This is a genomic window from Pseudomonas sp. 10C3 (genome assembly GCF_036346185.1).
Classification (GTDB): Bacteria; Pseudomonadota; Gammaproteobacteria; order Pseudomonadales; family Pseudomonadaceae; genus Aquipseudomonas.
Genome location: NZ_JASJVE010000021.1, coordinates 36,059 through 52,213, shown reverse-complemented (window position 1 = coordinate 52,213; position 16,155 = coordinate 36,059). Strand labels below are relative to the sequence as shown.

The 16,155-nt window shown below is 58.2% G+C and carries 12 protein-coding genes; all 12 read right to left on the bottom strand.

What is annotated here, in order from left to right; translation table 11 throughout:
* Positions 1-13: 13 nt before the first annotated feature.
* Entirely contained in the window at positions 14-1,219 is a 1,206-nt protein-coding gene (locus QN399_RS20015; RefSeq protein WP_330201482.1) for an outer membrane protein transport protein, read from the bottom strand.
* A 1-nt stretch (position 1,220) separates the two neighbouring features.
* Positions 1,221-2,453, bottom strand: a complete 1,233-nt coding sequence (locus tag QN399_RS20010; protein WP_330201481.1) for a styrene monooxygenase/indole monooxygenase family protein — start codon at positions 2,451-2,453, stop codon at positions 1,221-1,223.
* Between the two features lie 151 nt (positions 2,454-2,604).
* On the bottom strand, positions 2,605-3,594 hold the full coding sequence (locus tag QN399_RS20005) for an AraC family transcriptional regulator (RefSeq protein ID WP_330201480.1): 990 nt from the start codon (positions 3,592-3,594) through the stop codon (positions 2,605-2,607).
* Between the two features lie 110 nt (positions 3,595-3,704).
* On the bottom strand, positions 3,705-5,111 hold the full coding sequence (locus QN399_RS20000) for an amidase (protein WP_330201479.1): 1,407 nt from the start codon (positions 5,109-5,111) through the stop codon (positions 3,705-3,707).
* Positions 5,108-5,971: an alpha/beta hydrolase gene (locus QN399_RS19995; protein ID WP_330201478.1), complete on the bottom strand. Its 864-nt coding sequence runs from the start codon at positions 5,969-5,971 to the stop codon at positions 5,108-5,110. Before QN399_RS19995 ends, QN399_RS20000 begins: the two co-directional genes overlap by 4 nt.
* A 57-nt stretch (positions 5,972-6,028) precedes the next feature.
* Positions 6,029-7,363, bottom strand: coding sequence for a Rieske 2Fe-2S domain-containing protein (locus QN399_RS19990; RefSeq protein WP_330201477.1), 1,335 nt, complete (start codon positions 7,361-7,363; stop codon positions 6,029-6,031).
* Between the two features lie 150 nt (positions 7,364-7,513).
* Complete coding sequence (locus QN399_RS19985) at positions 7,514-8,512, bottom strand: AraC family transcriptional regulator (RefSeq protein WP_330201476.1); 999 nt, start codon at positions 8,510-8,512, stop codon at positions 7,514-7,516.
* A gap of 447 nt (positions 8,513-8,959) precedes the next feature.
* Positions 8,960-9,499: a cupin domain-containing protein gene (locus QN399_RS19980; protein ID WP_330201475.1), complete on the bottom strand. Its 540-nt coding sequence runs from the start codon at positions 9,497-9,499 to the stop codon at positions 8,960-8,962.
* Positions 9,500-9,555: 56 nt separating this feature from the next.
* The gene (locus tag QN399_RS19975; protein WP_330201518.1) at positions 9,556-10,653 is read right to left on the bottom strand and encodes an alcohol dehydrogenase catalytic domain-containing protein; all 1,098 of its coding nucleotides are present in this window, start codon (positions 10,651-10,653) and stop codon (positions 9,556-9,558) included.
* Between the two features lie 155 nt (positions 10,654-10,808).
* Positions 10,809-12,086, bottom strand: coding sequence for a DUF1329 domain-containing protein (locus QN399_RS19970; protein ID WP_330201474.1), 1,278 nt, complete (start codon positions 12,084-12,086; stop codon positions 10,809-10,811).
* A 17-nt stretch (positions 12,087-12,103) separates the two neighbouring features.
* Positions 12,104-13,708 (bottom strand): DUF1302 family protein, encoded by a 1,605-nt coding sequence (locus tag QN399_RS19965; RefSeq protein WP_330201473.1) that lies wholly within the window; start codon positions 13,706-13,708, stop codon positions 12,104-12,106.
* A 63-nt stretch (positions 13,709-13,771) separates the two neighbouring features.
* Positions 13,772-16,147, bottom strand: a complete 2,376-nt coding sequence (locus tag QN399_RS19960; protein ID WP_330201472.1) for an MMPL family transporter — start codon at positions 16,145-16,147, stop codon at positions 13,772-13,774.
* Positions 16,148-16,155 lie beyond the last annotated feature (8 nt).

Below are 16,155 nucleotides of genomic sequence, written 5' to 3'. Positions count from 1 at the left end.
TCAAACATCCCCCTTAGAACGCCAGGCCGTAGCTGAGCGAAAACCAGTGTTGGCTCATGTAAGGCGAGCTCACTGCATCCGGTCCCTGGCCATCGCCATTAACCTTGTCCATGAACGATCGCGCATAGGCGAACGAGACCTCGTTGCCGCCGCCCAGACGGTAGGTGGTACCCAGCGTGACGTGGCGATGGTTGGCGGCGGGCGCCAGCGTGCCGAGGTAACCGTCGCGGCTATCGAGCAGTTGGTTCGCGTCGTTGTAGCCCACGCGCAGGGTCAGATCACGCGTGGCTTCGTACGCCACACCCACGCGGTACACCGTCTGGTCGCGCCAGCCGAAACCAGGACCATCGCTCTCGCCCGGAGCCCCCGTGGCACGGCCTACGCCGGGGTTTCCATAAGCCTTCACATCGCTCCAGAGAATTTTTTGCAGGTCGGCAGCCAGCGTCCAGTCACCGCGTTTGTAGCTCAGCCCGACGCCATAGGTGGAGGGCATATCGAGGCCTCCACCCTCGGCCAACAGCTTGTCAAAATGCTTCATTTTTGACATGTAGCCACGCGTCGCATAGCTGGCACCGAAGCTCAACTCATCGGTGATGCGCGCCAGATAGCCCACGCGCAAACCGCCGCCGTAGGACTCGTCGCTCCCTTCCGGCAAGCCGATACTGCTGGTGCCGTCGATATCAAGCTGCTGTCGGATCAATAACAGGCCCACGCCTAGGCTGTGTCGCTCGGAAATCTTGCGTGCATAGCTAAGGGTCGCAACCATCTGCTGGAGCGTTGAGCCTGGACTCTGCAGGCCGCCCACGTTGCTTTCACGGCTATAGTCCGTGCCAACACCGTTACCCACCACCGAAAGGCCAACACTGCTGACCTCATCGAGCATGTGGTTCACACCCAGCTGGGGAATGATGTACAGATCATTGTCTGCGCTACCGCTGATGGTATTGCCGGCAAACTCCACGCCGTTGTCGACCTTCAGAAAGGCGACCCCGGCATCCACTCGATCACCGACCCAAGCCATGCCGGCCGGGTTCGACGCGCCAACCAGCGCGTCCTGAGGCAGGGCCAGCACCACGCCGCCCATGCCCTCGGATTTAACCCCGTAACCATGAGGGAAAGTGCCCTGAGTGGCCTGAGCAAAGTGACAGGGTGCGCCCGCTAAAAGCAGCGTTGTAGCGATGCCGGAGAAACGCCAGCGGCCAGAGATGAAAGCCCCCATCTCAGACGCCCTCTGCCACTGGAAAACTTTCGATGAAGCGCTCGGCTTCCTGCACATCGTAGTACCAGGGCCGGAGGGTCTTTGGATCGTCGAATGCGTTGGCCACGGTTGAGGCAATCTGCGGGTTTTGCGCACAGGCTGCGAACACCCGCATGATGGATTCCGGTGGAGGTAACAGGTGAGTATTGGTGAAGCGCGCTACCCACTGGGCATAGTCCCAGTACCTTTCGAAGGTTGCCTGCTTCCAGTTGTCGTCAAAGTTCAGTTCGCTGTGTTCGAGAATGGCCTTCATGTACACATTGGCGCACTTGCTGGCGTTGTTTGAGCCCTGTCCGGTAATGGGGTCGTTGAGCACCAGCACGTCGGCCATGCCGAGTACGGTGCGCCCAGAGGGCAGTACACCGATCGGCTTGCGTACAGTGGGCGTCAGGCGGCCTACCAGCGTGCCGAGTTCGTCGGTCAGGCGCAGGTTTTCACAGCGCGGAGCCTCCCAGGGGAAGAATTCGTGGATCAATTCCACCGCCAGTTCGAGGTGTTCGGCCGGGGTGCTGACCTCGCCCCAGCGATCCATCGGGCCACCTTCGATACATTCCAGGTTGATGATATCGCCGGGGCCGGTATGGGTAATGCAGGGGAAATTGACGTATTCGCCAATGCCCGGATTGATGCTGATATTGAGTGCGCTGTAGTCGCTACGTGGAAGCATCCCGTGCACGTAGGTCAATGAAATGGTGCGCTGCGGACGATCAAACACGCTGCGTTCGGCGTCACGCTCAAACAACTTGCCGATCTCGCCTTTGCCACTGGCCACGATGACCAGATCGCTGCTGTCGGCATAACGCTCAAGTTCGGCCAGACCGGCTTCTTCGATAATCAGGTTGCCGCCCTGGCTTTGAAATTCGTCCATCCAGCGTGGCATCTTGATACGCTGATCTACCGACTGACCAGGCGCCTGCATACGGGCCCGCCAGTCCACTCCCAGACCTTCGCCGTTACCCGCACGCAAGTGCACACCCACAGTGGGTGGGCAGATGTCGTCCCACAGCGCCAGGCCCAGCTCACGCTCAAAACCCAGCGCCATGTCATACATTGACTGACTGGACAGCACCCTGCCCGCCGCGATTTGCTCACCGGTACGGTTGGAAATAAGGTTGACGGTGTAGCCTTGTTGCAGCAAACCAATACCAAGTTGTAGACCTGCCTGCCCGGCACCGACGATTGTGATCGTTCTCATGGGATTTCGCTCCATTGTGGTAGTCCGGACAACGCGATGCAGTCCGTGCAGCCAATGTGGAGCAGTGCAGGCATAGGCAATATGCGCATTGCGCAGAGGGTATGCATAAAGTGCGGGAATTAACGCAGAGGGTCCCTGCCCGACATGCCCCCTACCCTCGCGAACGAACCAGCGTTTCCCTGGGTGTCTCGGAGTAACGCCGACGATACTCGGCGGCCAGTCGCCCAAGCTGGAAGAAACCCCAGCGTGTGGCGATTTCGGTGACGCTGTACGGCTGCCCGGGGTCGAGCAGATCTTGGCGCACGCGCTCCAGACGAATGTCACGCAGATAGCGCATGGGACTCAAACCGAGAAACTTTTCAAACCCGGCAAACAGCGTGCGTCCGCTGACTGCACTGACGGCCGCCAGGGTCTCGATGGTGATGGGCTGTTCCGGGTAAGCTTGCATGTAATCGACTGCAGCTTTGACATGACGAGGCAACAGACGCGGCATGGTCTGCTCCAGCTCGCAACGTAAACTGTGCGGCTGCCAGCTCAGGAGCGTCGTCATCAACGTCTGTTCGAACTGGGTACGGATCAAAGGCAGGTCAAATAACTGCGGCGAGCGTTGCATCTCGGCAAAGATATGTTGCGCGCTGCTGCTCCAGGCAGCGCAGGCCGGGTGATCCAGGCTCATGGTGGGATGAAATTCCAAGGGCTTGTACAGGCTGCGTCCGAACATGCTGGCCGCGTGCTGCTCCAGCGCCTCGCGATCGAAACGCACCACCAACTTACGGCAGTCACGGCTCCAGTTCATTTCCAGGACTTCGTGCGGCGCATGCACGGAGCCGTAGCGATGGTTGCTGTAAAGCTCACGGCCGCCAATACACTGCAGGTCGCTGCCAGCCAGCGGCAACTGCACGAGGTAGAACTCCCCCAAGTTACCGGGAGCTACACTCACTTGGGCACCGTAGCTCATCTGGCTGAAACTCAGCCGTCCAGTGCGCAGGTGCGCGTGGCGGTAATTGAGCCGCTCCCCACCCTTGACCAGCAGTTGATGTTCGCAAAACATCGACGACACCCTATCGCGCACCTCGTCGAGATCGTGCGAACGCAGCGCCTGCAGGTGCTGGTACTCAAGCCGCTCGGTCGCGAGGGTCACATCGATAAGCCTTCGCTCATACCCACTCCTCGCGAACGCCCATGGCGTAGCGCTGATCCGAACAGTTCAGCGGCTGGACAGACGGAGCGGGCATAATCATCGACGCAACCTCACTTTAGGCACTGCGGCCGCAGCCGATGCCAATCGCTGACCCGCTGCACCGCCATACCCGCGCGGCACAGCGTGGCTTCGCCCCCTTTACGACCGATGAACTGACCACCCATCGGCAGACCGCCTTCGGTCAGGCCAATCGGCAGGCTGATACAGGGGTGGCCACTGACGTTAAAGGGTGCAGTGAACTGGATCAGGCGGCGGTTGGCCTCAGGGTCCAATGCCAGGCTGGACAGTTGCTCGTGAGTCGGCGCGGCATAGGGCTGCACCGGAGCCAGCAGCAGGTCCAGCTCATACAACAGCATCTCGACCTGCCCGGTGAATCGCTGTGCTTCCAACAAAATTCGCTGATAGTCCATGCCGCTCAGCTCGCGCCCGCCGTCGATCAGCCGCCGCAACGCCGGGCCGTACTGGCTGGCGTGCAGCGGGTAGGTATCGGCATGCGCCACAGCGGTCTGTACGCCGCAGTGTGCCTCCCAATTCTGGCTGACGGCGCGGGTGTCGGGCATCCGAATGCTCAGCAACTTACCGCCACCGGCATGGATCATCGCCATGATCTGCTGCAACGCCTGCTGAATCACCGGGTCCACGCCATCGCTGAGCCAACTTTCGTCAATGCCAACGCGCAACCCGCGAAAGCTGTCATCGATCCCGGGAACCTCCAGGCACACGCTGGGCTGGGAGGTGGGATCAAGCAGGTCATGGCCGGCGATAGTAGAAAGCAGGAACAGCGCATCACGCGCACTACGGGTAATTGGCCCCACGTGGTCGAGGCTTGCGGCCAGTTCAAAGGCACCATGACGGCTGACTCGCCCCCAGGTCGGCTTCAACCCGGTCAGGCCGTTGGCGGCACAGGGGAAGCGAATCGAGCCGCCGGAATCGCTACCGATTGAGGCGTAACACAGTCCCGCAGCGGTGGCTACGCCGCAGCCGCTGGACGACGCACCGGTCCAATGCCCTGGGTGCCAAGGGTTGTTCGGCGCGGTTATGTTCGGGTGGTGGATAGCGAAAGCACCCTCAGTCATTTGCAGCTTGCCCAGCATTACCGCGCCGGCTTCACGTAAACGGGAGACAACGGTGGCATCCTGATCAGGGATACGCGAAGCGTGCAAGGGCATGCCTGCTGCGGTCACCACACCGGCCGTGTCGAACAGATCCTTGTACGCCACCGGAATGCCATGCAGTGGGCTGCGGCAGGTGCCATTAGCCAACTCTTGCTCGGCTTCTCGCGCTTGCTGCAAGGCCAGCTCCGGGGTGACCCTGGCGTAGCTGTGCAGACCTGGGTCCAGTTCGGCGATGCGGGCCAGCTGCGCCTCGGTAACCTCCACCGGCGACAGCTTGCGACTGCGGATCAGCAGCGACAGCTCGTGCATCTCGAGGTAATGCAGATCGCTTGGCAGGTTCATTCGTGTGCTCCGATAAAGCTCAAGGCCAGGCGGTTGAACTCATCAGGGCACTCGCTCTGCAGGTGGTGGGCAGCGTTGCCGAATACGTGCAGACGGGCGTCGGGCAGGCGATTGAGCATCATCATCGGCACATCGACGCTGCCAAACCAGTCATGAAGGCCCCAGCACAGCAAGGTGGGTGCCTGAACCCGATCAAGCACTGGCAGCAGACTTTCCCACTCGCCAAATGCACCAGGGGTTTGCAGCAGCTGGATAAAGCTGGCGTTATCACTGGCCTCGAAACGCAGGCGCAGGTTTTCGTCGTCCAGCAGCTCATCGTTGTGTAGCTCATAACGTCCCAGCAGCACACGCATCTTGCTGATGCTCGGCCCCCCATCAGAGAGGTAGTAGTCACTCATCAAAGTCGCGGCGTGCTTGCTGAACAGCGGCAGCGGCTGCAGTACACCGCGATCGACGGGCTGCGCGCCGATACTGATCAACCGGCCAACGCGCTGCGGAGAGTCCGCGGCCAGGCGCAAAGCCACCGCGCCACCAAGAGACTGGTTGATCAGATGCACGCGCTCCAAGCCAAGAGCGTCCATGAAACCCAACAATTTGCGTGCATGCCAACCTAACAGAGGCCCGTGAACCGGAACCATATCCGAGCGGCCGAACTGGGCAAAATCGAGGAAGTAGCAACGGTGCCGAGTCGCGAACGTCTCAGCACTCAGGCGGAAATTGCTCCAGGCTGTGCTGCCCGGACCACCACCATGGGTAAATATGATCGGCAATCGAGGGGTGTCCTGGCCAACGACCTGATAATGCAGACGAACGCCATCGACCGACACAAACTGACTGACTGGAGGGGTTAACTTGGGCATAGGGGGCTCCACCAAAAAGTGAGCCAGCGCTTGGTGAAAAACGCTGGCTCGGTCACCTCAGTCCTCGATCTGACGGACTTTGTAGCCTGGGCGATGACCGTCGGCGGTGTCCTTGAAGATCAGGCTGGAATCCTTCACCGAACCAGCAACACCACGTCCCGGTTTAGCGATACCGCGATTCCAGCGCGAAGCCAGCTTGCGCCAAGTGATCGGGGAGATATCGGTCGCCACCAGTTGCTCATCGTCCCAACCGGTACCGTCGGTGTAGAAATTCTGCATGGCTTCGCGGGCGTACAAATCGCAATCGTTGAAACCGTGCAGGCAAAGTGGCTTGTAAACGCGGTCGTAGCGATACTGGTTTTTCTCACGCTCTTCATCGGTGTTGCACACTCGCACAAGGATTTCCCAATACTCGTGGGTGTCGTCGGTAATCGGCACATACCACTCGTACTGGGTCATGTGCTCGCTTGGCCAGTTTTCCACCATCAGCACGCCCGGCAGAACAACGGAGGTCCGGTAGAAGCGTCCTTTGAGGCCATCCACTTTCAGCCCCAGAAGGTCGTTCTCCAGCACCGGCTTCCACTTCTCGGTGAACATCCATTGCATCAGACCTTTAGGTCCGGTTTCATTTTCGACCACGGCAATGCAGTCGTCGGAGGCCGGCAACAGGCCCAGCGGTAGCACCCAATCCATGGCGTGAACAATGGTGTTGTCCTTGTGCACCAGGATGTGAGCGTTGTCGAAGCCGTTTTCACATGCAATACGCCAGTTACCGTAGCCGGTGCGGTGCATGCCCAGAGCCACGGCATTTTCATCCAGTACGCTCGGCGAGGCAGGCCACAGCGGGTGCGGGAAGGCTTCGCTATTTTCCGGGAAACGGAACGGCAAGTCGTCTGCCAGCGGCGGCACATCTTCATTGGGGAAGCTGTCTTCTCGCACGAATACGAAAATCATGCCGTTGATTTCTTGCACCGGGTAAGTAGTGAGACCGGTGGTGCCAATCAGTTTGTCGTCCGGGTTGGCGACGATGGTCACCAGGGTGCCACTCTCCAGATCGAAGGTAAAACCGTGGTACCAGCAAGAAATAGTGCTCTTGGTGAAGCACATAGGTTTTTCGGAAAGACGCACACCACGGTGTAAGCACTGGTCCTTGAGCGCATAGACCTTGCCATTGACGCGACGCAGGACAATTGGCACGCCACAAATCTGGATACCTTCAACCTGGTCCTCGGCCAGTTCATGGGTGAACAGGGCTGGATACCAGTGATTGATAAAGCCCCAGGCCGCATCTTTGTAAGGTTGGTATTGGCTTTGTGTTTTGGAGTTGTTGACACGGGCATCGCTGATACCCGTTTTGACGATGCGCCGACGAATGATAGGTTGCTCGGACATACTGATTCCCTTGCTAACAGGATCGGCGCCGCCCCGTGCGGCGCTGTTGCAGTCATCCTAAGAACCTCCAGGAGGGCTGACGATCCCGATACCGTTTCGCTTATCCTTCCAGCGCAAAAAGATGCAAGGCCTGCAGATATGACGGCGCGCTCAGCGCGCCAGGGTTGCAGAAGGGCTTTCGCCGAAGCGACGTTTGTAATCAGTGGTGAAGTGCCCTAGGTGATTGAACCCCCAGCGGAAGGCGACCGCTGTTACCGTTTCGCCGCCCGAACTCAGCCGCAGCAGCTCTTCATGGACACGACGCAGACGTATTTCCTTGAGGTACAGCATGGGTGATGTATCGCGGTAACGCCGAAATCCCGTGAACAACGAACGACTGCTGACGCCAGCGTGTTCAGCCATGTCGACGATGGTAATCGGTTCGTGCGCGTGGTCCTCGATGTAGCGTTCGACACGCTTGACGAACGAAGGCGCAAGCGAGGGGACGTCGGCCAAAATCTCCGCCGAATAGTTGTGTGGTTGATTGGTCAGTAGCATGTGAACCAGGCCACTTTCCAATTGGGCAGACATCAAAGGCGAGAGCTCGTCATCCAGCGAAAGGCAGTCATACACCCAGCTCACCATACGCAACCAGCGTGCGCCCGATTCGGTAGCGATCGGGATGGCAGACTCAAATTCAATGTTTTTGGCCAGGGTGCGGCCCAGCAACTGCTGGCAATGCTGCTCGATCAAGCTGCGTTCAATACGGATGATCAGTTTTTCTGTGTTGGGACGGTGGTTGATCAGTGATTTCGTGTGGGCGTTGATCACCGTGCCCATGCTTGGGTTGCACAGCACTTTCTGTTCGCCTAGCTGAATCTGCTCCTCACCGCGAATCGGCATCTGGATCAAGGCAAAGGTATCGAGTACCCCCGGTTTGATGGTCAACGCACCTCCGTAACTCATTCGGCCAATACCGATACCACCCGCCCGACGGTAAAAAATGCTGGCGTTTAGCGAGCTTTTTGAATCCAGATTACAGAGGTGGTTTTCGCAGAATATTTTTTCTCCGCATTGGCGGGCCTCCTCAAGGTCACGGGTTCGACAAATTTCGTAACGCGCCAGTACAGCCTCAGGAGCAGTGACCGGACGGAAACTAAGCTGTTCCATGTACAACCCCCTACGACCTGGCCAGGCATCCAGATCGCGATATCACACGATTTATAAGATCCACAGTACGTGCCGCAGATCATTCTTGTTATCGCAGTCGCTGGCTGAACCTCTTGCCACCATCCCAGAGCAAATACGCACAGTTTCAGTGCGCAGCGAGGTGCAATCACCGCAAGGAACGAGGCAATCACCTCGCAAAAACCCTGCGCGCCTCACCATTTGGTATCACCTGGCTCAGGTATGGATAACTACCCCCTGAACCAAGCATTTAACGTGCCTGACCGCTCAAAAATAGGTATTTAAAACGACCGATGAGACACCCACTTTAGAACGTCACGCTATCCGCGGCCCCCCCTGCAAATAACCCACTCGAATCAAGTGCTTATTGGCCGCTTGGACAATTGGCCAACCCTCACAGCTCCTCCTTGAAAATGACCGGAGATAACATCAACGACGCGTGGCACCGACCATGACGAACATCACCCGTGCAGGACTGTTACCGGTGTTACGCCAGGCGTGTCGAGTACCCATTTGCACAACCACGTCACCGGCTTTGAGCAAGGCGCTTTCCCCGTCATCAAGTAGCAAAGTCAACTCGCCGTCGACAATGACGCCGTAATCAATGGTATCGGTGCGGTGAAAGCCCGGCGCATCAGCTTCAAAGGTCTGCGCCAGACCCGGAACGCGTGCATTCATCTCATCTGCGGCCAGTGGATCGGCATCCACCGGCACCTCGGTCGATTCCGGCGGGAAGCTCACCAGCATGACGCTGGTGCCCGCCACAACAGGCAACACCGAGGTCACATGGCTCAAGGGATCTGGCGCCCCGCCACCGACTTGCGGTTGCGCATCGGTCTTCCAGAACAGGGCTGCACTAAAACCCGGGATATGGGTGAAGGACTCATCGCCTGCAACCGGACCGGAACTGACTATGCAGGAACGACCCTGGGCGTCATGCCCGGTCACTACACGTTGTGCACGCATCATGGGGTTCTCCACTGTGGCTGGGCGACGCGCACCGCTGTGCCGCCGCCAGCACTCGATTATTGGTGGGCGATGTGGAAATTGCTGAAGCCATTACCCTGAGTCTGGATATCATCCAGCGCGTCATTTAGGCGCTCCAGCGGATAAGCGTGCGACTCGAGCAGCGACAGATCGAGGATACCGGACTCGACCATGCGGGCCATTTCCTCTGCCTCTGCGGTGGTGAACCACAGTGAGCCAATGTATTGCAGTTGCGCACACATAAAGGGGTGCGGATCAATCGGGATAGGACCGGCCACGCCACCAATCTGTACAATCCGGCCGCCACGGCCGACTGCCTGCATGGCATCCACCGACAAGTGCGCGGGAGCCTTGGCACCCAGAGTATCGAGCATCACATCAACGCCGCCCGGCACCTGCGCCAGCACTTGTTCATGAATCACGCCGTCCCCTATCAGCACCGGGACGACACGCCCAGGATCAAGGGCCTTGAGCCGTTTCAGGGCGTCAGCATCGCGGGCGACTACCACGACCCGCGCAGCACCGAATGCCAGGGCAAGAAGGGTCGCACCGACGCCGAGGGTTCCGCTTGCGCCAAGAATAAGAACGCTCTGCGAAGGGCGCAGGGCCGCCTTGCGGATTGCCGAATAAGCCGTACCCAGATAACCAAAACGGGTGGCGAGGGCAAAGCTCAGACACTCAGGCAGACGCACCAGGTTGTTGCCATGGGCCGTCATGTATTGGCCATAACCGGCGTAGGGATAACGCTTGAATACCTGCTGCGAGCCTGGCCCAAAGCCGAAGTAACCCATGAAGGTATAGGCCTGGCAACGCGGCGTTTCACCTTCACGGCACCAGCGACACTCGCCACAACCGATGCCCGGATTGACGTAGACCCGATCTCCAGGTTTGAACACAGTGACTGCGGACCCGACCGCCGCCACCGTACCGGCCGAGTCCAGGCCAAAAATGGCTGGCAGCTCGGGCAACGGCAAAAAGGGATACCACTCAGGGAAATGGGTGGTGACGTTTTTCAGGTTAGGAATGATCCCACTGGCCGCGACCTTGATCAGCACATCGTGAGGGCCGGGAGTGGGGACAGGGATATGGTCGACAATAAATCGACCGCCTATTTCGTGAAGACGGGCTGCTTGCATCAACGACACACAACACTCCTCAGGTCGCAGAAACGGCGCAAGGCCGGGGCGACCGCTTTATTATTGTTCTGTTAGTACTGAACCGGGGCTTCATCCATTACCCGAACCACTAAGGGTCCGGGCAACGGACGCACATAAAGATGGACCGTCAGGCGTTAATGACCCGCGCCCTGCAATGCCTGTAACGAAAAGTCGGTAGGCTTGGCGACGAAGTTGGTACGCCAACTGGAGGTGTCGATCAGCGAGACAGTCGCGTGGTTGCGCTGGTAATCAATGACCGCCCCTGCGGTGGTACGGATATCGCCATCGGTGACGTTGGCATAGGAGTGAAACTCCATAAACTTCCAGAACTCGCCCTTGCGGTTGTAGGCCTCACCGTAGTGAATACGCGGGTATTTCACATCGATGTAGAGCACCTTTTTGCTGTAGGGGTGGATGGACGGAGTAATGGCTTCGATGACGTAGACTTCACGCACTTCGTAGTTGTTGCCGTTCATGTTCCAGTAAGGTGGCTCGTTCTGCAGAATCGGATAACGTTCGGCAAACGTTTTACCTTCCTTGTTCCAGATATCGGTTCCGGTCTTGCTCGCGGTCACCGCCAGAATGCTGCGCTTACCCAGTAGTTTGTATTCCGGGTACCAGCATGGACGGGCGTTGAAGATTTCCAGATCATCCTGCAACTGGTCGGATGAACCCACCGGGTCCATCCAGGCTCCTCCAGACAGCTGGCGCACGCGGCGAACAGCCGGGATATAGGCCCACACGCTGTTCACTTTCGCCGAGTCATACATCACGGTGTAAGTGCCCAGCCCCTTCATATCGGACGGAGACTTGAAGTACAGCAGCTGACGACCGCGCTCACTGCCATCACCTTCAACAGTGCTGCCACCCGTCAGGCGCCCCTTCATGGCGTAACGGGTGAACTCAGCCACCGGCTCGGCATGTACGCCTTTCTTGCCATCGATCAGTACTTGGGTGTAACCCGGTACTTGCGAGACATCGCCTACCAGTTGACCCAAGTGCCAGTTCCAGACGATCTTCTCGGCCGCCTCAGGGTCCTTCATGTCTATGTTCGGGAACGGTGCGCCTGCCCCCCAACCGTCGATACGGCATTCCTGCCGGTTGATAGAGGTCTTGCCTGCGTTGGCATTGGACGCTTTGACCCAGCGGGGGTCCAGCGGTACTTCCTTGGAAGCGGCCAGCGGCAGTTTCCAGCCATCGTTGCGGATGCGCCATTCCATCCTCTCGGTCAACAGACTGGCGATGGTGTGACCTTCGAAGGTATTGCCCTTGATCTGGTCGAGGTTGGCAGCCGATATAACCATGCCCACCGGTACCTCGGCAGCCATGGTCAGGCTAGCCAGGCTGCCGATGGCAGTGATCAGGCCCGCCAGAAACGGGGTGCGTAGAGCATGACAAAACATAGCCATCATGTAATCTCCGATTGGACTTAAAAGAGGTAGGTCAGGCTGGTGTACAGCTGATCGCGGTTATGGAAGTAGCCAAACAGGGTGGTGGTGTCACACGTCGCCAGATTGCCCGGCTGACAGTTCTTGGAATCGTGAGACCCGTTATCCCAGAAAGCGTCGTATTCAACTTTCCAGCGAACTTTGCTGGACAGCTCAAAGGTCACTGACGGCACCGCAAAACCACCACCGTTGCTCAGGTCGGCACCGAGAACCAGCTGTGGTCGAACACGCCCGTTTGCGTAGCTCAGGTCAAAGATCGTGGTCCCCATGGCCGAATGTTCCTTGACCTTGCCACCCCAGCCCACGCTGTACAGCAGTTGGTCGTTTTTATCGAAGTTCTGCACCCACTTGTCGAACAGCTGCACGGAGAAAAACATGGGTTTTTCAGTGCCCAGCCAGGTTTGGGTGGCGGCGATGTTCTTGTCCATGCGCAGCATCAGCGCAACGACATCCTTCTTGGTATAGCCATCGAAGCCTGGCGCGATGTACTGGCTAAGCATGGTCGGGGTCTTGGCTTCAAACTGATACGGCGCATCCTTGATATAGGCCACCTCGGTACTGAACACCGCATCAGCCAAATCAGAGTAACGGCTGGCGGTGAAGCCGAAGATATCAACAAGCGGGTAGATGATTTCACCGGCCAGACCAAGTGTCTGGTCAGTGCCCGTTGAGGTCGCGCCGGAGGGAACCCCTGGCATACCGAACAACGCCAGGTTGTTCGAAGGGTTTAGAATCGGCGCGTTGTAGTAAGTTTTCAGGTACGACAACGAGTAATTTGTATCACCGTAGAGGCCGCTCCAACGAATACCACCGGTTACGTCATTTACACTGCCTTCACTGCTTTTGTAGTTGTACGGGTCGATATTGCGAAAATCCACGCCCGCATATGGCTGACTCGACCAGCGACCACCGTAGATGTCGATTTCGGTACCGATGTCATTCTTGCGGTCCCAACCCGGACGCACAAACAGTTCAACGCCGCCGTTGTACTCCGGCACATCGATGTTGAACTTGGCCATGATGTTGGTTTTTCGCAACTCTTCGTTGGCAGGCTCCAAAAACGAGCGCCAGGTATCGTCGAAGCCGTGCACCAGGTCGTTGGCAGCAAAGAAATCAGTCTCGCCCCAGGCAATCTGCTGTTTACCGAAGCGCAGCCTGGTGCGTTCGCCCAGTGGCAAATCCACGTACAGCTCACGGATTTCGGTTTTGTCGTAGAGGTCGGTGATATCACCGCGACCGTCAGCCTCGTGATAGTTATTGGCGCCCATTTTCTCCAGGTGCTTGAGGAAGCTGGTCTCTACCTCCCGCACCCCGCGCAACTTGGCGACGAAAGATAAGTCGTCGCTGGGTTTCCACTGCAAGTTCAGGCGCGCAGTACTGCGCATCATCGACAGCTTGCCGCGGTCGTTATAACCAGGGGTGTCTTCCCAGTTCTTCATGTTCCACGACATTTCCTGGCGCAGGTAACCGTCGTAAGTGAAGGTATCGTCAGCGAGCGCTGGAGTGGCAACCACGCCCAGTGCGATAGCCGTCGCGATGCTGTTGAACGAGGTAAGCGGTTGCATGCCCCGGATCAGTTTGCTCATGGATGTACTCCCCAATAAGTGATGGCAGCGATTGAATGAGTGCTCTTGTTATTGTTTTTCGCCTCAACCCAGCTCAATCCTTGCGTTCGGCTGACTGGCGACTGGCGTCTGTTTGTGCTCACCAAATATGAAGTGAGGGCGGAACACGTAGATCAGCGAAGGCATGACGAACAGCGCGGAGAATGCTGAAGCGCTTAGCCAGATCGCCATCAGCAGGCCCATCTCAGCCTGGAAGCGCAGCGACGAAGCCCACCACAACAGGGTGGCCAGGATCAGCACGCTGGCGGTCACGATCACGCCCATACCGGACGAGTGCAGAGAAATACGCACGGCCTCCTCGGCGCTTTTGCCGATGGCGATTTCTTCCTTGATGCGATCGGCGATGTAGAAGGCGTAATCCACACCAAGCCCAATCCCCAAGGCCGCGACCGGTACGGTATTGATGCTCATGCCGATCCCCTTCCAGGTCATAAAGGCGAAGGTCAGCATGTTGGAAATGATCACCGGCACCATGAACACCATGCCGGCCATCGAGGAGCGGTACACCACAGTGCAGATCAGAGCCAGCACCATCAGGGCCAGCGCAATGGCTTCGATCTGGCTGGCGAGGATGATTTCGTTGACCGCTGCCATGACTCCGATCAGGCCACCGGCCAGGTGCCACTGGCCCTGGGCAAGCGGGTTTTGCGCGATGAACTCCTTGATCCGAGCCATGGCGGTGCGGATGGTCTCGCCCTGACGGTCCCGGAACATCAGGGTTACGGCGCCGTTGGCATACTGCTCGTCAGCAAAGCGCGAGATATCTCCTGGCTCGGATACCGAGTCGAGCATGGCAACCAGGCTGCCGTTGATCGCGCTGGTATCGCCCAACTCCAGATAACGCGGGTTACCTTCGCGCAGGCTGACATTAACTTGTGGCAGCACATCGGCCAGCGAAATCGAGCCGCCGATCTCAGGCTGTGCCTCGATAAAACGCTGAAAGCTGTTCATCGCGTGCAGGGCTTCGTTGCTCTTCATCAGCCCTTGGTTACCGTCTTCACCCAGCACCACAAACATACGGTCCACGCCTTCGAAGCGCTTGTTGATTGCCGCCGAATCGACGTTGTATTCCGATTGCGGCCAGAGAATCGGTGAACCAGGATTGGCGTCACCGATTTTCAGGTTCAGCGAATAAAGACCAGCACACACCACCACCACGAAGGTGCTGGCCAACACCACGTAACGAGCGCGTGACAAGCTCACGCGGGTCGCCAGGTCAAGCACCTTACTCAGCACTGGAATGCAGTTGAGCGGATGCACCATCCCGTGCGGCCTGCGGATAAACGAGAGCATCACTGGGGTCAGAATCACGGCGCTGACGGTCAGGGTCAGCACCCACACCACCGCAAGAACAGTGAGTTTCTGCAGCATCGGAATCGGGCTCAGGGCGACCACCGCCATGCACGCCGCATCAGCAATGACCCCCAGCATGCCTGGCCTGAACAAGTCGGACAACGCTACGCGAGCCGCGATTTTGGCCGTGTCCGCGTTAGCAGGCAAAAGCTGCAACTCATCATCGAAACGGTTGACGATCTGCACTGAGTGCGACACGGCCCGCGAAGTGATCAGCATCGCCACCACGATCACCAGTGGCTCGAAACTGATGTTCAGCAGGTGGCAGATGCCCAATGCCCAAGAGGCACTGACGGCACCGGCGAGCAGCGGCAACAGCATCCCGCGCCACGTACGCAGAAGGACGAACAGCATGACCAGAGTGACCAGCAGAGCTATGCCGACCAGCAGGAAAGTTTCCGAAAGGTAGTGGCCCACCCAGCCATAAAGCATTGGGTCGCCGACCACGCGGATATGCACCTTGCCATCATCGACGCTGGCAATCAGGGTGCGAATCTCCTGGAACACTTTGCTGTAGTTGACCTGATCGTCGATGAAGTCGACCGTGATCAGCGTCGCCTGCATATCCTTGGACACATAAGGCCCGTAGACCAACGGGTTGCGCAGCACAGCCTGCTTGAGCGCGGCCATGGCGTCGGCGTTGGCTGGCAGATCCGGCCACATCAGCGGCAGGCTTTCGATACCGGCAGTGGACGCCCGCACTTCCTTGAGTTTCTTCGAGGCCAGTGAGGTGATCTGGTACGGGTTGACCGCCGAGACTTCACGCAGCCCCAACGTCACTTCACGGACTTTTTCCAATACCGGAGTCTGGAAAATATCGCCCTCATCGACCTCAAACATGATGGTGACTATGTTTGAGCCGCCGAATGTGTCTTTGAACTTCTCGTGTGTCTGCACGTATTCGTGCCGTGACGGCAGCATGTCTTCAAATACAGTGCGAACCTCAATGTGCAGGGCGAACCAACCCAACACCAAAGTCATACACAACAGGCCACTGGCAACCCAGGCACCGCGCCGGATGCAGAACTCGGCTATACGTTCGATCATGGAATGCT

Excerpts from the sequence above, each read along its gene's own strand:
- QN399_RS20015 (WP_330201482.1), bottom strand. The coding sequence starts at position 1,219 with ATGGGGGCTTTCATCTCTGGCCGCTGGCGTTTCTCCGGCATCGCTACA.
- QN399_RS20010 (WP_330201481.1), bottom strand. The coding sequence starts at position 2,453 with ATGAGAACGATCACAATCGTCGGTGCCGGGCAGGCAGGTCTACAACTT.
- QN399_RS20000 (WP_330201479.1), bottom strand. The coding sequence starts at position 5,111 with ATGAACCTGCCAAGCGATCTGCATTACCTCGAGATGCACGAGCTGTCG.
- QN399_RS19995 (WP_330201478.1), bottom strand. The coding sequence starts at position 5,971 with ATGCCCAAGTTAACCCCTCCAGTCAGTCAGTTTGTGTCGGTCGATGGC.
- QN399_RS19990 (WP_330201477.1), bottom strand. The coding sequence starts at position 7,363 with ATGTCCGAGCAACCTATCATTCGTCGGCGCATCGTCAAAACGGGTATC.
- QN399_RS19985 (WP_330201476.1), bottom strand. The coding sequence starts at position 8,512 with ATGGAACAGCTTAGTTTCCGTCCGGTCACTGCTCCTGAGGCTGTACTG.
- QN399_RS19980 (WP_330201475.1), bottom strand. The coding sequence starts at position 9,499 with ATGATGCGTGCACAACGTGTAGTGACCGGGCATGACGCCCAGGGTCGT.
- QN399_RS19975 (WP_330201518.1), bottom strand. The coding sequence starts at position 10,653 with ATGCAAGCAGCCCGTCTTCACGAAATAGGCGGTCGATTTATTGTCGAC.
- QN399_RS19970 (WP_330201474.1), bottom strand. The coding sequence starts at position 12,086 with ATGATGGCTATGTTTTGTCATGCTCTACGCACCCCGTTTCTGGCGGGC.
- QN399_RS19965 (WP_330201473.1), bottom strand. The coding sequence starts at position 13,708 with ATGAGCAAACTGATCCGGGGCATGCAACCGCTTACCTCGTTCAACAGC.
- QN399_RS19960 (WP_330201472.1), bottom strand. The coding sequence starts at position 16,147 with ATGATCGAACGTATAGCCGAGTTCTGCATCCGGCGCGGTGCCTGGGTT.